Here is a 24,806-nt window from a genome sequence, read left to right as displayed (position 1 = left end):
CGTCATTGACTTAAACAATAAATAAGAATTGCTTGTTGAACTTCCATTAAATTTTTCTTGAAATCATATCCCACAAAGTAAGGGCTATCAATGACGTCCTCTGAGACCTCTTCGCCTCTAAAAAATGGAGGGCACGGATTCAGGATAGCATCAGTATTTGCTTTTTTCATCACATCTAGCGTCACTTGATTGTCTTTAAAATCTTCTAAAAATTCTTTTGGAATGCCATCTGTACAAACGACATCCTTTCCAATAATAGCAGTATCAATCTTTTCATACCAATTGACATCCGCCATCTTATATGGCGCTGGGCAACATTGACTGAATTTTAACCCCAGTACAGTTGCGGCTTCTTTCCATGCGAGACCAATGTTTCCCTGTTCGCCAACAAAAAGAATCTCATCTTCTAAAAAATTAGGTCTTCTTTTAGATAAAGCATATAAGTCAGAAAGTATTTCGCAAGGATGATTGATACTGGTCATAGCATTAATGATTGAGCACGATGAATATCTACTAAAAGTTTCAAGAACTTCCATATCCTTATGCCGAATAACCATAGCATCCGCCCAATTATTTAAATATCCTACGACATCTTCATGCGCCTCTTTCTTGTCTAAAGCCGTAGGTGGGAACAAGATTGTCTGACCGCCTAACAAATAAATCCCTTTTTCAAACGTGACACGTGTTCGAATACTCGACTCGGGAAAAAACATAACAACTGTTTTTCCAGAAAGCGCTAGACGATGCTGTCCTTCTTGAATTTCATCCGCAATTCGAAAAATATCCAATATGGCTTCTTTCGTTAAATCCGTCAATCGTAATAGGTTCTTCATCACACGCTCCTTATATTTATTTCTCCATCAATACATGTGTCTCTGTTTCGCCTGTTTGATGAAGTCCAAGCTGTTCGTAGAGTTTAATCGCACCGTGATTCTTCTTGAAAGCGCCAAGTTTAACCGTCTTATTCATTTCACGAGCCTGTTCTATTACAGTCTTTAGTATGGATGACCCGATGCCTTTGCCTTGATACGCAGGTTCTATGTGAATTTCGGAGATATTGACTACAAACTCGCTTTCGTATCTTTCAAGGACGCCAATATCATGTCCACCGTATGTGACAATCTTATTGAGTTCTGGTTGAAAATTTTCAAGAAAATCCTTTGTTTGAAAGGTCTCATCCCATCCCCAAATGGCTTCCACATAAGGTTTGATTGTTTTACGTCTTAAATTTAGAATAAATTCAATATCATTTTCATTTGAATCTCTTAGTACATAGTTCATCGAGTCGCTCCAGTCTTTTAATTTTATCTATTTATCTGTTTTATCTATTTATCTGTTTATCTTTTTTATCAGTCTAATCGAACTAATGGATCTGATAAATCACTATAGTTTTTTCACTCACTATTTGCTATTTGCACGTTTCATCGCCTCGATACTTTTCATAAAGTTCAGTGTATAACGTCACCCATTTATTCGGTTGTCCTACCGGTCCAACATCAAAATAAGGTTTGTCAAATGAATGACTCAGCATGTATTTTCCTTCAGAGTCTTTATAACTTTGAAGGATTTCATCCGCACGTTGACAATGATCACCCGTTCCCGCACCTAGAATGGACAATCCATATAGGATCATTTGAATCCCCAAATTGACGTGGTCAATTGGAAAAAAAGCCTGCGTTATATCTTTAACGATCCATTTTTCAGCGACGCCTTTGTGAAAAATCACATGGTGATCCTTATAAAATGTCGTGATGGCATCGAATTGTGGCAGTATAATCCCCTTCTTTTTGAGTTCCGCTGCGAGTAAAAGATAGGTTGTCGTCTGTCGATAGCACCCCATATCCGGAAGTTTTGAATCATTTGTTTTCTTCCCTGTATCTAAGCAGCGAATGGTTCCATCTTCACGTAAATTTAAAAATGATAAATGAACTTGCTCATTTACCCATGGATGCTCATAATACCCAAGTGCAACTAAATTTCTTAATAGCAGCGTCTTGGAACACTTCATGCTCTTATTCAAATCTTTGATGATTCTTTCAACAGCATCATCGAGTGAGAGATCCTGCCGCGTCAGACCAAATTCATACAGACAAAGGAAAGCGTTGATATGTTCCCATTTGTTTTTATCTTGAAATTTATCCATTACCAATCTGAGCATTTCAGAATTCATCAAGTGGTCATAAGCTTTTTGAACCTCAAAATCGTTTTTTGTTCGCCCTTGTAGTTCAATCATTGTGCGGTATTTTACGTGTGGCATATCATCTTCAAGAAGCCACTGTATTATGTGATTCATTGAAAGCCTCCATTTAGTTTTGCTTACATTGGTATCATTTTAGCGAAACATACTCGCTCAACCATAAAATAAAATAGTTGCAATAAAACATCGACATATCTATGAACCACGTGCATGCCAGAGATACTAAAAATACAGCATTTATCCGAATTAACCTCTTCTTCCATTTTGATTGATCCATAATTCTCTCTTCAATCACAATAAATGGAACCATGACAATGAGTAGTTTTGCGAACATCACAACTGAGAATGTCATGGATTTTTCTAACAATTGATCCGTTGGAAATTTATTGATTAGCAAATTATTGATTACAACTAATGCGGCGATATACGCTATTAACACCCATATTCGCCTTTTTTCTTTCATCATATTTTGTATCACTTAGTTCTCCTTGCAATGGGATGATCTTCATTAAATTGCAGCAAGTCCCAAAGGTTACCATATAGATCTTTGAACACTGCAACCGTTCCATAATCCGCTTCTTTCGGTTCGCGTACAAACTCAATCCCTTTTTGAACCATCTGATGGTAGTCTCTCCAAAAATCATCTGTATTCAAAAATAAAAAGACTCTTCCACCTGATTGATTGCCTATAAACTCTTCTTGAACTAAGTTAGATGCTTTGGCTAACAAAATCGTCGTTCCCAATGAACCCGGCGGCGAAACAACCACCCATCTCTTATCTTGCTCCGGTTGATAGGTATCTTCAAGTAACTCAAAGTTGAGTTTTTTCGTATAAAACTCGATCGCCTCATCATAGTCTTTCACGACCAATGCGATATGTACAATAGACTGAATCATGATGCCTCCTCTAGTAATAACCTGTATTTCCTTATACAGTATATTGATTTCTATCATTAAAACGCGATGAAAATTTACAGCGCTTTCATCATGAACATTTCCATCGGCTGTTCATGACCTGGAATATCGAGCATCAAGCAACCGCAATCTTTATAGCCAAGTTTACGATAAAAATGTTGCGCATTCTCATCCACTTGTGTAGATGTCATCACAAAGTCATAACCAAGTGATTTCATTTCGCGTTCCCAATAGGACATGGCATGATGTCCAAGTCCCTCTTTTTGATAGGTTTCCTCTATAAATATCAATGTTAAAAACGGCGTGTTGTCCCAGAATAGATTGTACCGCATGATGCCTACGGGCACCCCATCTTTTAGAATCATGTATCCCATTTGATCTCGAACCTTTTTCTCAAACTCTCGCTTAGGCAAGTGTTTATCCAGAGAATACCAGAATTCTTGGTCCTTCTTTTCAACATATCGGATCGCAAACTTAATCTTTTTTGTCACCAAATGTAACTTACAATAGTTTGCCTCGGTACGAATAACGCCACAGTCAACAAATCCATTCTTTAAAAACCACTCTAAATTTCCATTGGGAAATGTCCCAAATTCATCTGTAATCGCGACTATTTCGTCATATTGATCTTTCAGTTTATCTTCCAATGCCTTTAAAGGTTTGCTCTTATAGTCATACCTCGTGGATGAATGATAGACACATGTTATAAAGGCAATTTTCTCCCCTTTTGGAATGGCGTAAGGTACTTTTAGCGACGGAACAAATTCAACGCCCCCCACAACCTTCGACTGATCTACATTTAAAATGCCGTAAAAGCTTTCTCCCATTTCGGATAAAAATACTCTCTTTTTCTGGCAGCTTTCAGCACAATTTGATACGGTACAGCCTTCTCTGATCCTATCAAAATTCTGGTCATTTAGCGCCATTAACTCCCCTGTGAAAAGTTCTGTTCCTTGCTCAATTACATAAGGTTGTTCTTGAATTTTCTCTCCATTTATGTAAGCTTCAATGACCCGTGCGTTTAATGGACTGAACCACCTTTGTTCTGCACCAAACACCGTTAAAAATGGAAAATATATCTCTTGAGCAATAGCAATATCACTCGATTCAGAAAAATCAATGGTTTCGATCTGTATTATGTTTTCATATTTTTTTAGTAACTGGATTGTCTCATCGATTACCGGGCACTGAGTTCCCCAGTAATAAAATGTAATCTTCATTCTCGTTCTCCTAAATTCTCGTTCTCCTAATTTCTTGTTTCTCTATTATCATTGTTGATTTAATTTACTATTTATTTCGCATTGCTCGCGCCATTTCATCAACCACATAAGTTGACGATCAATAAATGCATCATCCACACAATCATGACCATATATCTCAATAATGGTCGCCTGAAGTTGATAGTGATAAATAGCAATTAAATCATAAAAAGCTTCATGTTCCTGTTCTGTGAGCGTGCAGTGTTTTTCATATCCCGTTAGAAAAGTTTCGTACATTTTTTTCGATTGCTCATAACCACTATCCTCAAAATCAAAATAATTGGTTACATTACACATCATCATGACATCATAACTCGGGAATGCATGACACGCCGTATCAAAATCAAATACATACAATTCACCTGAAGCATTCACAAGAAGGTTGCCACTATGCATATCCCCATGACAAAAACCACGAGGAAGGTTTTCGACTCTTTTCCATAGCCAATCGCCATATTCACGAAACTTCTCAATCTTGCTTGAATCGTATTGCTTTAATTCCAGTATCTTCAAATACCGATTGATAAAAAACTCTTTCTCTCGGATAACGAGTGGCTCATGATACGCTGACATTGTCTTGTGTAGTTGACCAACTAACGCTCCAATACGCTCCATATGCTCTGCTTCATTTGGTTCTTGTCCCTCAACATACTCAAATAACACTGCGAATTTCACACATTCCTCATCCATCAATTCAGTAAATGGAAGCCCATCAATTGCTCTGATGACTCGTGGCGACCGGAACTGTTTGTCTTCAAGATACATTAAAATATCGAGTGAGTGTTTAGCAGTTTCCATAAAAGCTGAAGGGATTATTTTCATAAAATATTGTTTCTCTCCCTCAAAAACGCAATAAGCAACACACCCACCTTCACGTAATAACTCTATATGATCAAATTTTATAGAATAAGAATCACAAAGTGTTTTGAGTATGATTTGCTCATTCATAATGGATCTCCTCGTCTATGCGAATTCTTTGTAAAGCGTATCTACAATATCGTTGATCGTCACATCGACAAAACGATTCATTTCCTCTTCCGTTAAATATTGATAATCTCGATCTAAATTTTCCGATGGATTCGAGTAGTACTTGGTAATATAATCCACCTGCCCCTGTACCGCTCCAGCGGGATAGTAATCCAAGTAGTCTGGAAAATTCTTTACATGCTGAAAAACACGCTGAAAGATGTTGTCAGGATGATCCCTAAAATATTTATGATCTAAATCATACCAATCTTTCTTAATCGTCCAAATAAAGGCTGGATCTGATTTCAACGGTTCATAGTCCGGGCTTTTTTCTTTTTTCTCGCTTAAAAAATTAGAGAACGCAATATCCGTCAACAAATGCACATAATATCCCATCATAAAGGATTTTTTCTTATGGTCCATTGATGGATCCTTCAAATGCGTCTCCATAAATCGATCCGCTTGAATGTCGCTTTTCCCGCCATTACTCCAATGGGATATTTTAGTGGGCGGCGTAAATTGACTCCAATCTTCATTTGGAACACCGCAGTCTGGCCCAATATTCCCAACTAAAAAATAGGCTTCGTCTAAATCAAAGTTGTTTTTCAGTACGCTTTCTGCAATTCTCATATGTAATCCCCATGTTGCCATCTGTTTTCTCCTTTTCTTATCTCTAGATGAGCTACTTTCTCGCTTTCCAAATATACCGCCACTGCGGATACGTCAGTCGGTTATTCACGGTATTTTCTCGTATGATCTCTCGTATGATTTTTGAGTATTCAGGCAATGAATAATCTGGATTGCCTGGAAATGCCGATAAAAATTTAATAAATTCTTGTTCATTTGGAAAGACTGCCGTCGCTTGATCAAACACTTCGAACTCAATATCAAAAAAGTTATTTTCCCGCAACCGCTCTTCTACGCGACTTTTTTCTGCTGAGTGAATGCCTATGATGATGCCATTGGTTTTAAGAAGTCTAGAATGGTTAAGAATGGACGTTGGACCTCTTCGGCAGAAAATCAAATCAAATTCTTCGTCCTCAAACGGCAACTGATTTTCATCTTTTGTCCAGCCATACACAAATTCTAAATTCCCTATTTTCGACTCTGTAAGATGCGCGTTCGCTATTTTTAAAAGTTCCTGCGAGTTATCAAATCCAACCATTTGATTTGCATATGGACTCATTTTGATGGTAAACTCACCATCACCACATCCAGCATCCAGTGCTTTTGAGCTTTTTTTTAGCAGCTCAATAACTTGGTTTTCAAAAACAGTTTCTCCAGAAAGGCCTTCAACAGTGTAAATTGCGTTGCTTCGATACCCTTTGTTTTTCAATGCAATCATGTCATACCATTCTTTTGACATCTCATTCCTCCGTTGAATTATCAAGAACTTTACATCTACAATCCTGTGATTGAACTTTCTTAAAATGATTTAAATAATAGAGTTTTAGTGCTTTTTCATTTTGAGAAATAACATTTAAGAATACATTCCCATCCCCTTGCTTCTTGCCTCTTGCGATAGCATCCTTAAGAATCTGATTTCCATACCCTTTTCCTTGCAATGCCTTTACTGTAAATATGAGTTCAATCTCTCGATCTTTAACTTGTGATACACCTACAATGCCATATTCATTTTTATATATTTTAATATATTCACTATTATTTCGTGTGATTTCCTTGAGTCTCGATAATGCTTTCTCACTTGCTCCTTCATACCAATTATATGGGGTTATATTATTTGCCTTTCTAACGGGTTCAAAGGCTTCGCTTTCAAGCCGAATCTTTTCATCGAAATACTCATCCGAATATTCATGAATCGTAAGATCAATTGACGAATTTACTTCGGTGTTATGCATCAGTCGATGTACGGAATACTTGTAATTAAATTCTAACAAATCAAATAATTGCTTCCATCTTTCATCTTCCTGAATATGAAAGGTGGTGATATTCTTGATGTTACTTTCTGCCATTTTGATTCCTAATTTTTCCCATAAACAGCTTCCAATTTTCACAATGTTGCATTTTGCATCGACTCCAATTTCCAAATAACAATCCGTTCCATTAAAGATGTAATGCGCAAATCCTAACACTTCGTTCTCTTCATATACCAAAATAGATTTTGAATTTCTTAGAGTTTCGATTTCCTCTGGCATGGCTTTGTAAGTTTGTGTATAAATCTCAATAATCCTTTCAATATCTCCAACATGATGTTCTCTAACCATAAGTCCCTCCGCAGTTTGAATATTGACTGTTTTTTTCTATTCATCAAATACTTTTGATTTTGTGTCACAGTTATTTTACACCTATAAATATTATACGCTATAAAAATGAAGAGGCAAATTAAAAGCCTATTACAAAACAACGGCATTCTGCTCGTTATACGACGGCATTCTGCTCGTTATACGACGGCATTCTGCTCGTTATACAAGGTGTACCTATTGACTTCTCGCTTATTTCGGTCTATATTTCAATTAACGGTGGTAACTAGTAGCGATCCGAGATTGACGATCTGTTATTCGCTATCCACTGAAATCTAAATAGGAGGTGAGTAATTGAATACTCAAACATACCATAAGGAGGCAATTGCACGTGGGCTACAAAAACGCTACGGAAATTTTGCCAACTCACCTACTCGAGGAACTACAAAAGTATGCTGAAGGTACAGTGATTTATGTACCAAAATCCTCCTGTAGAACAGGTTGGGGAAATCAGTCTGGTTTGAGAAAAGAACTGGATGCTCGTAACACGGCCATCAAGAAAGCGCATTCATCTTTGCGCCCAATTCATGAGCTTGCAAAAGAACATCATTTGAGCGAGGCAGCCATCAAAAAAATCGTCTATACAACTCCCAAATGACAACTGGCATTTAAGAGTATAAAAAACGATTTAAAAAAGTCTTTCTCTCGACCAAAACGCTCTCACATGAGACAATGAACTTGACCGGTTAAACTTTCAATGAAAGGAGTGTGATTATATTGAACGATAAGAGGTGGTTTAGACGTTAACGCGTCTAACGCTTAATTAAAGGTACATTTGCTCATTTTGGTGGGCATTTGTACCTTTATTTTTATGCAATCACTTCCACAGATTCAGTTTATAAATGAGTGAAACATACTCGATTTTGCTTGTTGGTTGTATGAAACTACTTTTGTGCGACAACTTCATCCCACACTTTTCTAAAACACGTGCAGATGCGCCATTCTCTTCAGCACAATCTGTAATAAAATTGCGAATGCCCATATTTTTTCCCGAGTTGATAATGATTTGAACCATTTCAGTTGCAAATCCCTTTCCCCAATACGCTTTATGTATAGAATAGCCAAATCCCCACTCATCTTGTTTGTCTGTTTCACCAAAGCAACATGTTCCAATAATGGCATCATCATTTTTATGCACCACTACTTTTAAATAACTTGGACTTTCTGGAAGATCTCTACATATCTCGATAACTTCCTCTACCGACCCTACAGGATCTCCCATATACTTATCATTCTCCGGATTGCTCCAAATTTCATACACCGTTTGCGCATCCGCTTCGGTCATATCTCTCATGACAATTCGTTCGCTTTCAATTTGATTTGAATTCATATTCATGCTCCTCACATATATAAAATTCGTACACGCTATTTATTATACTTAACTATAAACTTTCTAAAAACGCTGTAAGGACTTCCCAATAATGCTCATTCCCTTTAATGGTGTGCCAAAGACTTCTAATACCATGTACACCTGCTACTGGCGGGAAATCAAACACTTTGTTTTCACTTTCAATTCCCTCGGCGATACGCTGCCAATCATCCGTTTCATTTTTTGCAGATGTAATAAAGACTGGTTTTTTGAGCCCTACTACATTATCCGCGACGCTTTTTCCGTTGATGAATGCATACTCTGCTGGTGAAAAGGCCACAATTGCATCTATCGCATCGTGTTCCGCACCCACGATCAACGACATGGCTGCAGAATATGAACTTCCCATAACAATCATGGTTTCAGGTTGATATGTATCTTCTGCATAATTAATTGCTGAAAGAACATCTTGATAATCATTATCTCTTTTACCTGTCAGTCCCAATGCTTTTGCACTGACATTTGTTTCATTGACGACATTTATAACCTCTTTACCACTTCTCAAATCCACTGCCAACACATTGTACCCTAGCTCTACCAATTTTGGAGCGATATCGCGATATTCTCCACGACTACTACCCGATTGATGAAATCCTACAATCCAGTTATTTGAATCCTCGCAAGGATATACATCTGCGGTAATCACGAGCTCCTCTTCGGATGGAAATGTTATGGTTTGAAATGAATCCGTGGTATTTGTTGATTCTGATGTTTCTGCGACTTCTGATGTTTCTGAGACTTCTGATGTTTCTGTGGCTTCTGTCGCCTCGGTGTTTTCAGCTGTTTCTTTAGTTGAATCACAAGCCGTCACCATAAAGAGCATGGCCAAAAATAAAATGATTACTATAAATTTTCTCATACGTCCTCCTTAATATGTCTCATAAAAAATCTTGTTTATCTCTTTACGCCGAATTCATCTGAACTTTGTTCACTCTGATTTCTGCATACAGACAATTTGAATGTGTTTTTCTCTTAAAACACACTGTTTTTCAAATCCAAACGCTTCAAAATTACGGACGATTTCTGTTGGCGAATAAAATTTGACATCGCCTTCTTTTGATAAAGGCACAAATGGATTGCAAATAACCCTCAATATGGATGGCAAATAAACTTCCGCTATATACAGATAACCACCACGCTTTATGACCCTTGCCGCTTCTTTAGCGAATGTCTTAACATCGGGAAAATGATGATATGCAGCACTCACTGTCATGACATCAAACCCATCTGAATCAAATGGAATATTGTCACAACCAGCAACTTTAAAGGTCATATCAGGACAGTTTCTAACGGCATTCTCAACCATCTTATCCGATAGATCAATTCCATAACCTTCGATTGGCTTTTTCTCAGACAACATCTTTAATAACGTCCCATTGCCACAGGCAATATCTAAAACTTTGTCATTCTCTTTCAAAATAATATTGCTGAGCAACAACTCTTTAAACGGTTTTGTGAACTTACCATCAAAAGTTGTGTCATAATGATCTGCTTTGCTATCGTAAGCAGCTTTCGAATAGTCATTATAATTCTTCACCAGTTCCTCCTTGTATTCACTCATTCGTCAAGACTATGCTCCCTGTAAAATTCAATGGCCATGTGATAAATACAACGGCACATAAAAATTATATCAGTAAACAAAATCCAGTTCAAATTTAATAATACATGATTTTGTCACCAAAAAGGTCATTTTGCAATTTTCACAGGTATTTAAACACTTTCAGCGTATTTTCAGAATCACGAGCTATAGTTTGAATATAAACTAAATATTCAACGGAGGTATGATGATGAAACACCTTATAAAAGCAACTTATTTTTTTAGCCCCTTCGTCCTTTTGGTGATGATTTTTATGAACCAACCGACAAAATATACAAATTTGACTTACTTGCTCCCCATGATTTTTGGCGTTTTTAGCTATACTTGGCTATTGTGGCAATTTGTACTAAGCGCTAGACCTAAACTAATTGAGCGATACTTTGGCCTCGATCAACTCTACCGTTTCCATGGCACAGTTGCATTAGTTTCAGTCGGAATGGTCTTTATTCACAAAAGTTTAATTGAAATGATCTTCTCAGAATCCACCATGACACAGCTCGGTAGTTTCGCATTCTTTCTTTTCATAAGTGTAAGCGCGCTATCACTTTTATTTATGTCTACAAAACTATTAAAAAGATTGCCAATCCTTCACAAAATTGTCGAACCATTAAAAGCTATCAAAACTTTTTCATATGAACGCATCAAACTTCTCCACAACTTGACCTTGATCGGGCTTATTCTTATGCAAATTCACGTACTATTAACAAGTTCTTCAAGGCAGAGTCCACTTATTTTTACTACGTATATGTTGTATTTCTTCATCGCCGTCGGATTCTACCTCTATCACAAAGTTCTTAAACCATGGCTTCTCGAAGACCGAAAGTATTGGGTTTCATCGATTATTCAAGAGACTCCAGATACATGGACGATCATTTTAACACCTGAAAAAGGAGAATCATTACATTACGCTCCGGGACAGTTTGGTTTTTTTAGAATTTCAAGCGAAGGCGTCCAAGGTGAGGAACATCCTTTTACCATTTCTTCTTCACCAATCGATCGAACACATCTATCTATAACAGTAAAAGCACTTGGGGACTACACAAAGAAAATCCATCTTCTTAAAATTGGAGACACGGTTACAGTTGATGGCCCTTACGGAAAATTTACTTATATGGATGATCATCGAGAATCTTCGACTGTGCTCATTGCCGGAGGCGTTGGTATCACGCCGTTTTTAAGTATGCTTCAACACATGAAACACGCAGATTCACAAAGACGAGTGCTCCTCATCTGGGCGGTTAGAAAAAAGGAAGATTTGATTCAATATCACATATTCCAAGACATTCAAAATCAGATGCCAAACTTCACATTTATCCCGATTGTGTCAAATGATGAGACATGGTCTGGTGAAAAAGGTATGCTTGACCCATCTCGCATCAAAATGCTCACTGAAAATTTTCATTCTCAAAATCAACAGACTGGTTATTTTATATGTGGTCCACTTGGATTCATGCAAATGACCATTGAGAGTCTACAAAAACTTGGAATTTCAAAAAAACAGATTCATTATGAGCAGTTTACGGTATAAATAAAACGATTGCATTTTTATACTCACTTTCATTTTATTTTCAGATTGACCGTATAAACTGAACTCATAGAAACAGTTGACTGTGATCGTTAACTGCAAACAAAGGAGGAAAGTTTATGAAAAACAAACACGGATTGAAAGTCGCTCTAAGCATCATCAGCTTAGGAATATTATTTATAGGTATTTATCAAATTGCCTTTGCATCCACTTTTGGTGGTGCATTCTTCAAGCCAGCTAAAACGAGCGTTGCATCTACTAGCGTTCAGGCAATTTCTAACTCAGCTCAAGTAACAGAAGTATCCAATAAAGGTACGACATTTACAGCTGAAGAACTTGCAAAATATAACGGTATGAATGGCAATCCTGCATATGTAGCCGTAGATGGCATCGTTTATGACATGACTCAAATGGGATCATGGAAAAATGGAAAACACCAAGGATTATCAGCGGGTCAAGATCTTACTGCTGAATTTGCAAATTCACCTCATAGCAAAGATATATTAAATCAATCACCGGTTGTTGGAACGTTGGTGGCTCAAAAATCTGAGGCTACTGTAGCTACGAGCAAAAATAACGTTGCTAGCAGTTCAAAAAATAAGACAGTTTCTAAAGCAGTCTCACCAACATCAACTTCATCCGCAGCATCGTCCTCAACATCAAATGCCTCAGCATCTCAAGTATGGACTTTAGACATCCTTTCTCAATACAATGGGATGAATGGCAAGCCTGCCTATATAGCTGTTAATGGAACAATTTATGATGTAACCAGTCTAGGAGCATGGTCAGGTGGTGTGCATCGTGGCATACAAGCTGGTCAAGATATTACTGCACTCTTTGCAAAATCACCACATTCTAGCTCCATACTCAAACAAGCATTGGTAATCGGACAATTGGGTGATGTGATGAACTCTAACAGTATCATTACAAAATCAAATACGAAAAATCATAACAATGGAAATAACCCTCAATTCAACGATCTTAATGATCATAATGACGATGATGACGATCACGACAACGATCATGACGATGAAGACGATGATCACGACGACGACGATCACGATGAAGACGACGATGACCATGAAGATGGCGACGATTGATTTAAAAATTAAATTTTCAGGAGACAAAACATGTTGATATTACTGGCGGAAGACGACCCTAAAATTGCAGAACTTCTCATTCATCTATTTAAAAAAGATGGTTATCAAATTGACCATGCAAAAGATGGTTCCGAAGCGCTTCTGTACACAGAAAATACGTATTACGATATTCTAATTTTAGACTGGATGATGCCAGAAAAATCTGGACTAGAAGTTTGTGAAATACTCAGAAACCGCCATTACCATGGCGGTATTCTGATGTTGACCGCAAAAGATACATTGGATGATAAAATTATTGGTCTAGAAAGTGGTGCAGATGATTATCTGATAAAACCATTTGAATACAAAGAACTCCTTGCGCGCGTCAAAGCACTCTCTCGAAGAAGCACCCAAAAGTTAAATGACGATTTACTCGTCCTTGGCGAGTATACACTTGATCGAGTTCACAAAATCGTTCTTTATAAAGACATTGATTTATCCCTTTCTAGTAGAGAATTCCAGCTACTAAGCCTTTTACTTGAGAACAACAGGCAAGTTGTTCCTCGAGACGTTATCATCGATCGCGTATGGGGGCTCGACCAAGATATTACACAAAATAATTTAGATGTATTCATTAAACTTTTGAGAAATAAAATCAAACAGGTTACCAATGGTAATATTATTCTCAATGTACGCGGGATTGGCTATAAAACGGAGGTTTAGATGTTCAAAAGACTACAGTTTAAAATGACACTTTATTATTCATTTATTCTAATTGCCATTTTGCTTGTCACGAATTTGAGCATTTATTTTGTCATGGACAAATATACCAATTATCAAATGTCTTCCGAAATCAGCAGAATGCTCTCCAGCATTCAAGGCTCTGAATGGCTCTATGAGACTACTGAAGAAAGTAAAAATGAGGATGATGACTCGAATCAAGATGCTCCGTCGGATGAAAGTGAAAACATCAAAGTAAGTGAAGAGCATCAAGACGATGATAATCATCAAGACGATGAAGAAGATCGAGATGATGATGATAATGCTACTAAAAACGAAAATGTCGATGAAACTGAAAAGTCTACAACTGAAAAAGAAGACAGTTCAGAATCTCACCTTGAACTGTCACTCCCTGAAGCAAAAGATTTGATCATCCCACAGACGTTAAAAACATTTCCGTATTATATGATTTATGATGCATCTGGTCAAATGATCACTTGGAAATCTGACAATACTTCCATTTTTGATGCCCTCCTTTCAAAGAGTGCCGATCTTAGTCTGTCTGACGCACCTAGCGTGATGACACTTGACTCACCGTCTAAGCTCAATTTTCTTATGGCGAAAATGCCCATTACCATTCAGCAACAAACGTTAGGTTATTATGTCGTTGCAAGCGATGTAACGATGGCTTATCAAACATTGTCCAATTTATCAAAAATACTCCTCTTGAGTTTAATGGGTGGTATTTTTACTTCTGTCATTCTTGGCTATCTCATCGCTGGTAGAAGTCTTAGACCCGTTAAAGAAGCTTATACATCCAAGCAAGAATTTTTAGCAAACGCCTCTCATGAACTCAAAACGCCTCTCAGCGTCATCCTTTTGTCTACTGAGACATTGGAAGGCGAAATCGATCCAAACCTATCATTCCAAAGACAAGTTGTATCGGGGATTGAAGACGAAGCTCAAAAAATGAACCATCTCGTCTCTCAACTTCTCTTTTTATCAAGGGCTGACAGTCAAACTGCTTTGGTTAAATATGAGTCTTTTAATCTTTCAGATGCACTGACAAAAGAATTAGCATCATTTGAGAAAATAGCCCAAACCAAGGGAATTCAAGTTTCTCACGCCATCACTCCAGGACTAAAAATACATGGCGACCGCAAACAACTGCTTTCTGTTTTTTCCATACTGATGGACAATGCCATCAAATATACACTAAATCAGGGTCATGTCTATGTTTCACTTGAAAAAAATAATCCCCCTAAAAAGCAAGGGGTAAAATTAACTGTTAAGGATACAGGCATTGGTATTCCGGATTCTGAACTAAAACGCATCTTCGAAAGGTTCTATCGACTCGAATCGTCTCGTTCCAAAGAAACAGGCGGTTACGGTTTAGGACTTTCCATCGCAAAAGAAATTATCGACCAACACAATGGAGCCATTCAAGTTAAAAGCATTGAAAAAGTAGGAACGACTTTTGTTGTTGAGCTTTTAAATTAATGGATAAAACTCTTAAATAATTTCTACATTTTGTTGTAAAGCCAAATTATATCTATTACAAAGATAATTGAAACGCATAATCCGATTAAAGAACTCACTTTTATTTGTTTTCGAACAGCTTGAATTCTAATCTCTTGATCAGAATGTAATTGAATTATTTTCTCGACTTTATTGTGAATAAAATGATAATACAACTTATTTCCCCATAAAAATAATGTAATGTTAAAAACATAACCTAAAAGCATGACCTTTGAGCTTCGGAAAAAATATAAGAAACAACTCATTACCAACGTCATTGCTATTCCATATAAGTTCATACCTTTCAATAGTAGCCAAAATGGGCCGAGTATATATGCTCCCAAATTTATACTAAATTTTCCTGATCTACTTTTTTCTAAATGCTCAAGATGATACTCGTTATTTCCTAAGTATGTCTTTATTAAGTCTTCTTTTTCTTTTTCAAAACATTGGCATTTCAAACGCTCTGATTCAATTAACTTTTCCATGTTAGTTCTCCTAGAATATAAATTTATGTTTTGTAAACACGACAAGTTCGCTGATGAATAGAAATTATATGGTTATTTCAAATTGATTTTCTTCAAATCCAATGATGCAACTTTCATAATATCCATCACCGGTTGTTCTAGGACCACTGATGACATTGAAGCCTTCAACTTTGAGTCTTTCAGTTAACTCATCTACTTTTTCCTTACTTCCAACATTAAAGGCTAAATGAATAAATCCTGTCCGAACGATACTTTTTTCACTGTCAATCATGCCTTGTTTATTCATTATTTCAAGCCTGCTACCATCGTCAAAAGTTAAAAAATACGATTTAAAAGATGTTTGATGATTCGTGTACCCTTCATTTGATTGAGCATTGAAGAATTTCATAAAGAATTGTCTTGCGCCCTCAAGATCATTTACATACATGGCTATGTGATCAATTTTCATATTCTATCCTCTTATTCCTTCCTTCCACCAAACCATCCAACACCTTATATTCGGTCGTCTTTATCCGCGCTTGATCATTCTCGACTTAAATTTTCTGATGCGCGTCATATATCCACTTGTATATATAACCCCTAAAAGGAGCATTCCAAATGAAATACCGAGTGAAAAACTTGCAATTGCTTCTGTCACGCCATGATCTGCCAGTTCTAAATATTCTAAAATGGCAAAAATAATAAATGCCACGACACCCACCAAAAATAAAATATGCATTTTCTTAGTCAAACGTTGTCGTTCTTCATTGCTATAATCCGCTACTTTCAATACCGTTTCTTCCAATTCTTTGTTCATCTTCTCACTTTTCCTTTCTCCATCTAAAATTTCCCGAATATCGACCTCATAATAATCTGCAATTTGAATCAACAGATCTAAATCAGGCATATTGGAACCCGTCTCCCATCTAGAAACAGTTCGACTTGATACACCTATTAACTCGGCAAATTTTTCCTGTGTAATATTCTTGTCTTTTCGCAATTCTTTTAAAAAAATGCCAACCTTCTTTTGATCCATTGGGCGTGCCTCCTTTCAAACTCAGATTAATTTATTGGGTACTAAAAATACAGGACACAAAGTGAGAAATGCCCGTATTTTCACGACTCGTCATGGTGTGTCTAGTCGTTTTAATTTGGAGTAGGTATAAAGCAGCAGTTCATTAAGTTTCTCTTCAACCTGTGCCGGAAGAGGTTGCTTCATTGCCCTTTCAATTAAATCTGAATGATAGATGCCCTTTGTTATAAAATAATTCCAAATGAGATTCACCTTATAATCGCGATTTATCATCAGCATATATGCGATCAGCCAATCCTCTAAACTTGCATATGGTATCCTAACACCATCTACAATATCAAAATCAGTTACTGACTTCTCATCAAATATCATTTCATATCGTCCTAAAAGATGCTTAATTTTAAATCTCGCAATTACATCTATACTAATTCCGTTAACGTTATATTGAAAAAAATACTCAGTTTCGTATTCTTCTTTAATTTGAGGTTTTACACGATTCCCTAAGCGATCAAGAACCTCTACGGCTCTGTCAATATCATTAGCTGAAATAACGATATCAATATCATTCGTTAATTCTACTAAAGAATATTTTTTTAGCAGTAGCGATCCACCAACGCCCCATACGATTTCGTTACGTTCAAATTCATGTGCAATTTGTTTTAATACCGATTTCACTTTCCGTTCTTCCTTATACAGTTTCAAGCAGATTTGAGGGTGCTCCTCAAAATGTCTGCACGGCTCACATTCGTGGAAATGATATTTTTTTAAAAGTCTAATTGAAGCCGTGTTTTCAGGATGAACAAGTGCGTAAATTAGGTCGATATCGAGTTCATTGAAACAATCTTCCAAGAGCATTTCCATAGCTTCACTTGCATAGCCTTTGCCCCAAAATGATTTCCATACATCATATCCAATTTCAACTTGCTTCTTTTTCAAATCTAGATAGTGATATCCAATTGTCCCAACGAACGCTCCTGAGCTTTTATCAAACATGGACACTCTGAAATAAGAGTTCGAGTCCGCATGTGAATAGTGTTCAATGATCTCTTTTGCTTCGTCCACCGAACATGGTGGATCACTGAAATACCGACACATATCTCCATCAGAAAACTGGCGGTAAATGTTTTCAAGCTGTTCTAAATTCAATGGTCGAAATTCTAGTCGGTTACTTTCTCTGTGCATCATAAACATCAAACCTCCGATATTATGTCAGTCGTTATTCAGACTTCAAGGACTTTGTAAAATAATGCCGAACAAATCCTTCTTGATACTTGAGTTCTCCATATTGCACAAATCCAAGTTTCTTGTAAAATTCAGGTGCCTGATAATTAAATGTATCAAGCTGCATCATGGTACATTCGTGCGCTCTAGCTGTTTCTTCAGCTTGTTGCATGAGCAGAGTACCATAGCCACTTTTACGATATTTTTCGTCAATCCATAGCGTTTCGACATACATAGAATAGCGATAAATCGTCGTAATCACGCCACCAACCACTTCTCCATTACTGTCCTTCATGACGAGGTTGAATTTCACAGGTTCTTTAGACTGCGTACTTGGCGCTTCAAGTCTGTTTTGTTGCCTTAGCGCATTCTCAATAAAGTTTGCATCCTCTTCATTTTGAGTAACTTCTATCGTTAATTTGAAGTCGTTTTTTTGCGGACTTTCACCTTTTAGGTCTGTCATGTTTAAGTTCCTTTCATTGGTTATGCGTATTATTAACCATCATTTCTTTGAGTTTTGATACCTTCTGAATCTAGATAAATAAAATTTTTCTATTCAAATGAATAATCAGTATCCGGAAAAAACACTTGATATGAACCACTCGTTGTTATAAAATCACCCACTTTAATTAGGTCAGATTTTGATTTGTTTTCAATTTCAAGTACCAAACCACAGTCAACAAGAACACTACCATCGGAAAGAATAGCAATAACTTCTCCATAAAAATCACCACTAGTCGTTTTTGTACTAATAGGAAAACTTTTCTTACGCTCATTAATTACAATGCAATCTCCGTATATGACACGTAGATCAACCTTTATCTCAGTGCTGACTGTGTATTCTAAAATGGTATTGTGATGAATAATCGTTCCGTTTGACGTTAGATAATCTAAAATCCAATCATCAGGTGTTTGATAATACACCATTAAGTGATTTTGATGAAGATTAATTATTAGAAACCCTTCATGATAACACCCGCATAATATTAATTTCTCTACATTCACTTGATAGATCATCATTTATCTCCAAATAGATTAGATTTTACCATTTTTATTCCGTTTAAGCACTGTTAGAATTTCTAGTATCTTCATCAGAAAATTAGTCAACTTTTCTTCGCCTCTGACCGCCTTTTGATAGTCTTGTTGCGAAAAATACTCCTTTGAATTCATTGAACACTCTTTGTAGTGAGCTTCAGATTCAATTTGATTGGATTGAACAATACCCATTTCCTTCCTTAGCTGCTGAAATCTTATCATGGGCGATGCTATGCCTTCTCTCTCTTCAAGCGTTTTTAACGTAGTTAGTGCCTTCATCGTAACAAAGAGTGTCCCCTCACGCTCTGAAAGATAATCAGTTGAAACAAGCCTATTGATTCCTATGTTTATTTCCTCATATTCAAATATGGCATGCTCAATAATCTCCCCAATTTTAATGACTTGCTTCAATTCAAAAGTTCCATTTTCTTTCTTAGAATACATTATCGATAATAATAACCAAGCATCTACCCTTGTAAGTATCATAGTATGTTCCACTGTCCCCTCGATTTGGCAATAAATAAATATTTATTCTACGTACGCAAATTATTTATATACCGTATTCTGATCATGGATTAAAAGCCATTTTTCATTTTGTTTACGAAAAATTAAATTTAAATAGTAGTTCATCTCAATCTTATTGCCGTCTGCGTCACAATCTTTATAGTTGATATTTAGGAGTGCGTAGGCTATGTCAACACTCTCTTCCGTACTCAGCAATTCATACTCTATAGCCCAATCTTGATCTTCAAACCAATCTTTATGTAATTCGACGAATTCTTCTTTCTCCGTGATAAGCGTTCCGTTCGGCATAATCAAAGTCACATCATCCACTTTAACGGTTGACATAAACTGGTCGAAATTTTTAGTTTTCATAGCGTCTAAGTGCAATTTTAGTGTGTCTTTAAAATTCATTTTGATTCCCTCGCTTTATTTGTTTTACATTTTACGCTTCAATTTTTCTTTCTTTTACCATCAGTATCTCTGTGATATTTTCCGAATAAAATCCGTCCAGTTCACATAACTTCACAAATCCAATTTGCTCATACAATTTCTCAGCCCTTGAATTCCATTTCCCCACTAACAATAGAATTTTCCTATAATTTGGGACAATGACTTCTTCAAGATAACTCAATAACTGTTTTCCATACCCTTTTCCCCTACTGGCAGAATCCACAGCAATAATGTGTATATACGGATGAATCCCAAAAGCACCTTCTTCTTTATAAATGAGAACCGCCACACATTTATGGTTTTGATCTTCGCCAATCACAATATTATCTTGACCAAGTTCACTCCGAACCATTCGCTCGATTTTCTCTTTATCATGCTTGAAATAAATCGATCCCAAATCAGAATCATCAATGATTCCAACCATTGAATCAATATCTTTATTCATTGCTTTTCTTATCTTCATACTTCCTCCAGATGATGGTTACTACTTTTTAAAGGCGATGATGTTAATCACATTCCAGTGCTTATCCATTGTTGAACCATCAAAACTCATGCACTTTCCTTCATACTCTACATTTTCATAATGTTTGATTTCAAATGACTCCAATAGTCGTTTAACTTCTTCATCACTATGAAAGGCCAAATAGTCGTTATGACCATACCATGCATCTTTTTGACCAAAAAGGACAATTCCGATCACAGTTTTGGGTTTTAAAGTCTCAAATTGATCTTTCCATGTCTCTGTCAATCTTGAAGTCCCACAAAATGGCAAGCTGTAACTTGCATAGATTGCATCTGCTTGTGGGTAAATCATTTCATTGAAATCAGCCTTTACAATACTCAATCTATCGTATGCTTCTTTTTCTAGTGCGTTCTTTTTCTCTTCAATTACCGATACTTCTCTATCAATTGCTATGACAGAATGTCCATTTTCAATGAAAAATAGACTATCAATTCCTGCGCCACAGCCAAGGTCGATAACCGTTGATTTAGGGGCAATAAATCGATTTAATAACCGCGCTAAATCTCTTGGGGGCTCGTTAGCAGTGATTTTGTGAAATTCTTTATCCTTATTATCTTGCATTGAATGACCTCGACTATAATTTTATTGATTTATTTAATGTACTTCCAAAATATGTACTCATCGTTTCTATAAACTTCTTTCATTCCAACCTTCTCCAAAATGCGTTTCGACGGGTGATTCTCAATTAGACAGTCTGCCTTCACGACTTTTACGCATTCTTGATCTTCCAGCCAGCGCATCATCCCGTTTAAAGCTTCATAACCAAAGCCTTTGCCTCTTTCGGTTTCTACGAAACCAAATCCAATCTCGACTTCACCTTCTAAATCAGGCTTCCCATGAAATCCGATATCGCCGATGATGACTTTTTCATCCTTTTTTACAATCATCCAGAATTCAAATCCAGATGGCTCTAAATCACGTTCTAATGCTCTATTTATAATTGGTAAAATATCTTTCGTATCGCTTGTTGACCACATCGGATCAGGTAAAACGCCGAGTTTCTCGATCTCATCCATCCTTCCATCAAGCAAAGAACGGGTAATATCAAGCGTTACTGGAATTAGAGTTAACCGCTCTGTATCAATATTTTTTAGATTCATTTAAGCCTCCTAAAAGGTGTCTATGCTGGATTTCTAATAGTTTGATGATCTCAGGTAAATCTTTCTTTTCAAATTGTGGTATTGAAATCAATTCACCCCCACAGCGAAAAAAACGTCTCCCGTCCTCGTATTGATAAATATAACCTTCTGGATTTCCTTTGCACTTTCCGCAATGATAACACCCCGTATAGCGATAATCATATTCTTCAATCGTCATCCGTATAGCCTCTTGAAAACGGGTTGAATACTCTGTTGAGGCATAAAACTTCATTTTCAAAACGGGTTTCCCTTTTTCAATTGAAAATTTCAATAAGTGCTTTTTAGTCTTACTATTCGTGAACACATAGTTAACATCTTTTGTTTTCGCCCTCTTAGCTTTATAACCTAAACTGCTAACATAAGCGGCAATTTCTGAAAATAGCTCAAGTTCAGCCTCATCAACACATCTATAAAACTCTTCAAAGTAAATGTCCATTATGTCACCTCTTTAGAATTTAAAACAAAACTTGTAATTATAATGCTTTCATTAATTGTACTAATCTTTGATTGACAAATAATTTGTCTTTGCCTTTTATTTTAACCGTTAATATGCCTGAATCCGTTAGTTCATTTAAATAATTTGATGCTGTTTTCCGAGTGACGTTAAGACCTTGTTCTACGTTGCCTATTCTCGTATAAAATTCAGAAAATAGAATTTCTACTAACTCTTTTGAATACATCTTAGGATGCTTCGTTTTTATTTCAAGACTCGTCTCTTCAATCAAAACATTCATCTCTTTTAGAATTTTTAATGATTCTTCTGAAGTGAACTGAATGCCTTTTAATATATAGATGATCCAATCATCCCATTTCCCTTCATTTTGAATATAATTCAGAAGCCGGTAATATGCTTCTTTTGTCGAAAGAATGTATTTACTAAGATATAGAATTGGAGAATCAAGCAAGCCTTTCATTACTAAATAAAGTTCATTTATGATTCTTCCTGTTCTTCCATTTCCATCGTAGAATGGATGTATGCTCTCAAACTGATAATGAATCACTGCTAGCTTTATTAATGGATCCAAATCATCACTATGATTGATAAATTGTTCAAGATTCCCCAATAGGTTTCTGATCTCAGTTTCTGTTGATGGTGGTGTATATACAATTTCACCCGTTGTATCATTGATTAATTTCGTTCCACCTTGCGAGCGAATTCCAGCTCTATTGCCCTCAATAATCGCTTGAATTTCTACAAACATATTCGTTGATAAAAACCCATTCTCTTTAATTAATTCAATTCCTTTCCACAACGCCTCTTTGTAGTTTATAACTTCCTTCGCTGCACCATGCAAACGTTCTGACGTTGATAATGCCGCAAACAATTCATCATGAGTTGTTATGATATTCTCAATTTCAGAACTTTCTTTAGCTTCATTCAATGTAATTGCATTGATGAGAATATTTTTATTCGGAACAACTTCGGAATATCCTTTCAGCTCAGCTAACTTACGATTTGCTTTTGCAGCCTCACGCATAACTTCTTTCGTTTCAAGGTCTATCAATTTTCCTTGGAATTGTGGTGGCAAATAGGATAGCAGTTGACTCATACGCGACTCCTTTTGAGTAAAATTGTCGTTTTTTTACCTATATGTTCAATATATGCGTAAAAATTACCCATGTCAATGTTAAACGACTGTTCGCATGACCATTTCACCTGAATTTTTCAATATGTTATTGTCGGGGATCACGCCTCTTACTGAACACAATGGATATACCATGCTATTTTTCCCTAAAATTGTTCCTGGGTTTAATACGGTATTGCATCCAACTTCCGCATAATCACCTACAATGGCGCCAAATTTTCTTAATCCGGTTTCAATGATATTCGATTCAAATTTGACCTTTACAAGGGATCCGTCTGATTTTAAGTTTGATGTGATCACGCCCGCTCCAAAATGCGCTTTAAAACCTAACACGGAATCACTGACATAATTAAAATGCGGCACTTGGACATTGTTAAATAGAATGGCATTTTTCACTTCGGATGAATTTCCAACAATGACATTGTTTCCGATGATGACATTGCCCCTTATGTAAGCCGAATGTCTAATTTCGCAATTATAACCAATTATTGCCGGACCTTTTATCAATGCACTTTTCTCAATGAATGTGCCCTTGCCAACCCATACATTTTCCTCAATTTCTTCATAATCATCTGGCAATGTTTGAGCATAATCTAAAATAAAAGCCTCTATTTTCGGCAGCACTTCCCACGGATGAATCACTGCTTCAAATATTGCTTTTGCATCAAGTTCGTTTAAATTTAGTAGATTCGTAACAGAAATCATCATGCGCTCCTTTTGTCATTTGCAGTTTATTTTCTATGTTTATTTTGAAAGTCTATTCTTTAATTTTATTTTTAAACTTCCTACATCTAATTTAAACACATCAATGAGCAGCTGATCGCGACCTTGCACTTCTTGTCTAATCACGGATGCACCAAGTTTGGAATAATATTCATTAGAAGGCGCAAAATGATGGTTGTATACAACCAGATCCGTGCACCCCTTTTGACTAAATACATCCACTAGGTAATCTAACAATTTAAGAGAGATATATCGCCCTCTGTACTCTTCGTGCACAAATAAATAATTCAATTCAAAACCATTTTTTTCTACGTCAAATGTCTCGGCAAAACTTGCAGCTGCAAAACCAAGAAAAGTATCATCTTCAAATGCGCCAACCATCAGTCTATGGTCACTGTTAACGTCTGCTTCTGATAACCATTCCCGCAAATCTTCTACTTCTTTTTCTAACTCGAGTCGATTCTCACCTTTTCCATTCAGTTCTTCTGTCCAACAATGGATTCGCAATGCCATTGCACTTTCATAATCACGTTCAGCCAATTCTTTTAGTATAATCACGGATTCCCTCCAAATCATGTTTCTATTTTTAGATATTTATCCAACAGCCATTTTTATGTTTTTACTCATTTTTTATAGTTTAGCATACTTCTTAACTAATTAGTGTTACAATATAACTACGTATTGTTACGCATTTATCAACTGACGATCTATCAAAGATC

Annotated in this window: 33 protein-coding genes; 5 read left to right on the top strand and 28 right to left on the bottom strand. The window is 36.4% G+C overall.

Going from position 1 to position 24,806, the window contains the following annotated elements:
• Positions 1 to 2: 2 nt before the first annotated feature.
• The 10 genes from ACZ41W_RS13640 to ACZ41W_RS13595 all read right to left on the bottom strand — a co-directional run bounded on the left by ACZ41W_RS13640 (position 3) and on the right by ACZ41W_RS13595 (position 7,562).
• Positions 3 to 833 carry an ornithine carbamoyltransferase gene (locus tag ACZ41W_RS13640; protein ID WP_464312537.1) on the bottom strand — a complete coding sequence of 277 codons (831 nt, stop codon included), beginning with the start codon at positions 831 to 833 and terminating at the stop codon, positions 3 to 5.
• A 16-nt stretch (positions 834 to 849) separates the two neighbouring features.
• Entirely contained in the window at positions 850 to 1,281 is a 432-nt protein-coding gene (locus tag ACZ41W_RS13635; protein ID WP_464312536.1) for a GNAT family N-acetyltransferase, read from the bottom strand.
• Between the two features lie 127 nt (positions 1,282 to 1,408).
• Positions 1,409 to 2,293 (bottom strand): hypothetical protein, encoded by an 885-nt coding sequence (locus ACZ41W_RS13630; RefSeq protein ID WP_464312535.1) that lies wholly within the window; start codon positions 2,291 to 2,293, stop codon positions 1,409 to 1,411.
• A gap of 34 nt (positions 2,294 to 2,327) precedes the next feature.
• On the bottom strand, positions 2,328 to 2,675 hold the full coding sequence (locus ACZ41W_RS13625; RefSeq protein ID WP_464312534.1) for a hypothetical protein: 348 nt from the start codon (positions 2,673 to 2,675) through the stop codon (positions 2,328 to 2,330).
• A complete protein-coding gene (locus tag ACZ41W_RS13620; protein ID WP_464312533.1) occupies positions 2,672 to 3,094 on the bottom strand; it encodes a VOC family protein in 423 nt (140 codons plus the stop codon). Before ACZ41W_RS13620 ends, ACZ41W_RS13625 begins: the two co-directional genes overlap by 4 nt.
• Before the next feature lie 74 nt (positions 3,095 to 3,168).
• Complete coding sequence (locus tag ACZ41W_RS13615) at positions 3,169 to 4,332, bottom strand: GNAT family N-acetyltransferase (RefSeq protein ID WP_464312532.1); 1,164 nt, start codon at positions 4,330 to 4,332, stop codon at positions 3,169 to 3,171.
• 48 nt (positions 4,333 to 4,380) lie between these two features.
• The gene (locus ACZ41W_RS13610) at positions 4,381 to 5,319 is read right to left on the bottom strand and encodes a phosphotransferase enzyme family protein (RefSeq protein WP_464312531.1); all 939 of its coding nucleotides are present in this window, start codon (positions 5,317 to 5,319) and stop codon (positions 4,381 to 4,383) included.
• Positions 5,320 to 5,334: 15 nt separating this feature from the next.
• Positions 5,335 to 5,988 (bottom strand): zinc dependent phospholipase C family protein, encoded by a 654-nt coding sequence (locus ACZ41W_RS13605; RefSeq protein WP_464312530.1) that lies wholly within the window; start codon positions 5,986 to 5,988, stop codon positions 5,335 to 5,337.
• A 31-nt stretch (positions 5,989 to 6,019) separates the two neighbouring features.
• The gene (locus ACZ41W_RS13600) at positions 6,020 to 6,703 is read right to left on the bottom strand and encodes a class I SAM-dependent methyltransferase (RefSeq protein WP_464312529.1); all 684 of its coding nucleotides are present in this window, start codon (positions 6,701 to 6,703) and stop codon (positions 6,020 to 6,022) included.
• Position 6,704: 1 nt separating this feature from the next.
• Entirely contained in the window at positions 6,705 to 7,562 is an 858-nt protein-coding gene (locus ACZ41W_RS13595) for a GNAT family N-acetyltransferase (RefSeq protein WP_464312528.1), read from the bottom strand.
• 367 nt (positions 7,563 to 7,929) lie between these two features.
• Here ACZ41W_RS13595 and ACZ41W_RS13590 point away from each other — a divergent pair, with 367 nt between their 5' ends.
• Positions 7,930 to 8,196: a CD3324 family protein gene (locus ACZ41W_RS13590; RefSeq protein ID WP_464312527.1), complete on the top strand. Its 267-nt coding sequence runs from the start codon at positions 7,930 to 7,932 to the stop codon at positions 8,194 to 8,196.
• Between the two features lie 219 nt (positions 8,197 to 8,415).
• Here ACZ41W_RS13590 and ACZ41W_RS13585 read toward each other — a convergent pair whose 3' ends face one another.
• The 3 genes from ACZ41W_RS13585 to ACZ41W_RS13575 all read right to left on the bottom strand — a co-directional run bounded on the left by ACZ41W_RS13585 (position 8,416) and on the right by ACZ41W_RS13575 (position 10,504).
• Positions 8,416 to 8,928, bottom strand: coding sequence for a GNAT family N-acetyltransferase (locus tag ACZ41W_RS13585; protein ID WP_464312526.1), 513 nt, complete (start codon positions 8,926 to 8,928; stop codon positions 8,416 to 8,418).
• Positions 8,929 to 8,980: 52 nt separating this feature from the next.
• Entirely contained in the window at positions 8,981 to 9,826 is an 846-nt protein-coding gene (locus ACZ41W_RS13580; RefSeq protein ID WP_464312525.1) for an alpha/beta hydrolase, read from the bottom strand.
• Positions 9,827 to 9,895: 69 nt separating this feature from the next.
• Positions 9,896 to 10,504, bottom strand: coding sequence for a class I SAM-dependent methyltransferase (locus ACZ41W_RS13575; protein WP_464312524.1), 609 nt, complete (start codon positions 10,502 to 10,504; stop codon positions 9,896 to 9,898).
• 250 nt (positions 10,505 to 10,754) lie between these two features.
• Here ACZ41W_RS13575 and ACZ41W_RS13570 point away from each other — a divergent pair, with 250 nt between their 5' ends.
• The 4 genes from ACZ41W_RS13570 to ACZ41W_RS13555 all read left to right on the top strand — a co-directional run bounded on the left by ACZ41W_RS13570 (position 10,755) and on the right by ACZ41W_RS13555 (position 15,388).
• Positions 10,755 to 12,092: a ferredoxin reductase family protein gene (locus ACZ41W_RS13570; protein WP_464312523.1), complete on the top strand. Its 1,338-nt coding sequence runs from the start codon at positions 10,755 to 10,757 to the stop codon at positions 12,090 to 12,092.
• Positions 12,093 to 12,208: 116 nt separating this feature from the next.
• Positions 12,209 to 13,189: a cytochrome b5 domain-containing protein gene (locus tag ACZ41W_RS13565; protein WP_464312522.1), complete on the top strand. Its 981-nt coding sequence runs from the start codon at positions 12,209 to 12,211 to the stop codon at positions 13,187 to 13,189.
• A 30-nt stretch (positions 13,190 to 13,219) separates the two neighbouring features.
• Positions 13,220 to 13,891 (top strand): response regulator transcription factor, encoded by a 672-nt coding sequence (locus ACZ41W_RS13560; RefSeq protein ID WP_464312521.1) that lies wholly within the window; start codon positions 13,220 to 13,222, stop codon positions 13,889 to 13,891.
• On the top strand, positions 13,892 to 15,388 hold the full coding sequence (locus ACZ41W_RS13555) for a sensor histidine kinase (protein WP_464312520.1): 1,497 nt from the start codon (positions 13,892 to 13,894) through the stop codon (positions 15,386 to 15,388). It begins immediately after the preceding gene.
• 23 nt (positions 15,389 to 15,411) lie between these two features.
• Here ACZ41W_RS13555 and ACZ41W_RS13550 read toward each other — a convergent pair whose 3' ends face one another.
• The 15 genes from ACZ41W_RS13550 to ACZ41W_RS13480 form a co-directional block, all read right to left on the bottom strand.
• The gene (locus ACZ41W_RS13550) at positions 15,412 to 15,894 is read right to left on the bottom strand and encodes a DUF2628 domain-containing protein (protein WP_464312519.1); all 483 of its coding nucleotides are present in this window, start codon (positions 15,892 to 15,894) and stop codon (positions 15,412 to 15,414) included.
• Positions 15,895 to 15,958: 64 nt separating this feature from the next.
• The gene (locus ACZ41W_RS13545; RefSeq protein WP_464312518.1) at positions 15,959 to 16,342 is read right to left on the bottom strand and encodes a VOC family protein; all 384 of its coding nucleotides are present in this window, start codon (positions 16,340 to 16,342) and stop codon (positions 15,959 to 15,961) included.
• 60 nt (positions 16,343 to 16,402) lie between these two features.
• Positions 16,403 to 16,909 (bottom strand): helix-turn-helix domain-containing protein, encoded by a 507-nt coding sequence (locus tag ACZ41W_RS13540; protein ID WP_464312517.1) that lies wholly within the window; start codon positions 16,907 to 16,909, stop codon positions 16,403 to 16,405.
• A 90-nt stretch (positions 16,910 to 16,999) separates the two neighbouring features.
• Positions 17,000 to 18,097 carry a GNAT family N-acetyltransferase gene (locus ACZ41W_RS13535; protein ID WP_464312516.1) on the bottom strand — a complete coding sequence of 366 codons (1,098 nt, stop codon included), beginning with the start codon at positions 18,095 to 18,097 and terminating at the stop codon, positions 17,000 to 17,002.
• 25 nt (positions 18,098 to 18,122) lie between these two features.
• On the bottom strand, positions 18,123 to 18,590 hold the full coding sequence (locus ACZ41W_RS13530) for a GNAT family N-acetyltransferase (RefSeq protein ID WP_464312515.1): 468 nt from the start codon (positions 18,588 to 18,590) through the stop codon (positions 18,123 to 18,125).
• Positions 18,591 to 18,679: 89 nt separating this feature from the next.
• Positions 18,680 to 19,144, bottom strand: coding sequence for a hypothetical protein (locus ACZ41W_RS13525; RefSeq protein ID WP_464312514.1), 465 nt, complete (start codon positions 19,142 to 19,144; stop codon positions 18,680 to 18,682).
• Between the two features lie 18 nt (positions 19,145 to 19,162).
• Complete coding sequence (locus ACZ41W_RS13520) at positions 19,163 to 19,660, bottom strand: hypothetical protein (protein WP_464312513.1); 498 nt, start codon at positions 19,658 to 19,660, stop codon at positions 19,163 to 19,165.
• A gap of 48 nt (positions 19,661 to 19,708) precedes the next feature.
• The gene (locus ACZ41W_RS13515) at positions 19,709 to 20,077 is read right to left on the bottom strand and encodes a YybH family protein (protein WP_464312512.1); all 369 of its coding nucleotides are present in this window, start codon (positions 20,075 to 20,077) and stop codon (positions 19,709 to 19,711) included.
• Between the two features lie 31 nt (positions 20,078 to 20,108).
• Positions 20,109 to 20,579 (bottom strand): GNAT family N-acetyltransferase, encoded by a 471-nt coding sequence (locus ACZ41W_RS13510; protein WP_464312511.1) that lies wholly within the window; start codon positions 20,577 to 20,579, stop codon positions 20,109 to 20,111.
• A gap of 21 nt (positions 20,580 to 20,600) precedes the next feature.
• The gene (locus ACZ41W_RS13505) at positions 20,601 to 21,200 is read right to left on the bottom strand and encodes a methyltransferase domain-containing protein (protein ID WP_464312510.1); all 600 of its coding nucleotides are present in this window, start codon (positions 21,198 to 21,200) and stop codon (positions 20,601 to 20,603) included.
• A 29-nt stretch (positions 21,201 to 21,229) separates the two neighbouring features.
• Complete coding sequence (locus ACZ41W_RS13500) at positions 21,230 to 21,739, bottom strand: GNAT family N-acetyltransferase (RefSeq protein WP_464312509.1); 510 nt, start codon at positions 21,737 to 21,739, stop codon at positions 21,230 to 21,232.
• Positions 21,720 to 22,214, bottom strand: coding sequence for a hypothetical protein (locus tag ACZ41W_RS13495; RefSeq protein WP_464312508.1), 495 nt, complete (start codon positions 22,212 to 22,214; stop codon positions 21,720 to 21,722). Before ACZ41W_RS13495 ends, ACZ41W_RS13500 begins: the two co-directional genes overlap by 20 nt.
• Positions 22,215 to 22,251: 37 nt before the next feature.
• Positions 22,252 to 23,328, bottom strand: coding sequence for a Fic family protein (locus ACZ41W_RS13490; protein WP_464312507.1), 1,077 nt, complete (start codon positions 23,326 to 23,328; stop codon positions 22,252 to 22,254).
• 78 nt (positions 23,329 to 23,406) lie between these two features.
• Entirely contained in the window at positions 23,407 to 24,072 is a 666-nt protein-coding gene (locus ACZ41W_RS13485; RefSeq protein WP_464312506.1) for an acyltransferase, read from the bottom strand.
• Between the two features lie 36 nt (positions 24,073 to 24,108).
• Positions 24,109 to 24,645, bottom strand: coding sequence for a GNAT family N-acetyltransferase (locus ACZ41W_RS13480; protein WP_464312505.1), 537 nt, complete (start codon positions 24,643 to 24,645; stop codon positions 24,109 to 24,111).
• Positions 24,646 to 24,806: the final 161 nt, after the last annotated feature.

The organism is Fusibacter fontis (genome assembly GCF_055378735.1).
Note: the sequence above shows the minus strand (reverse complement) of the source record. Positions and strands in the feature narration are given on the sequence as shown.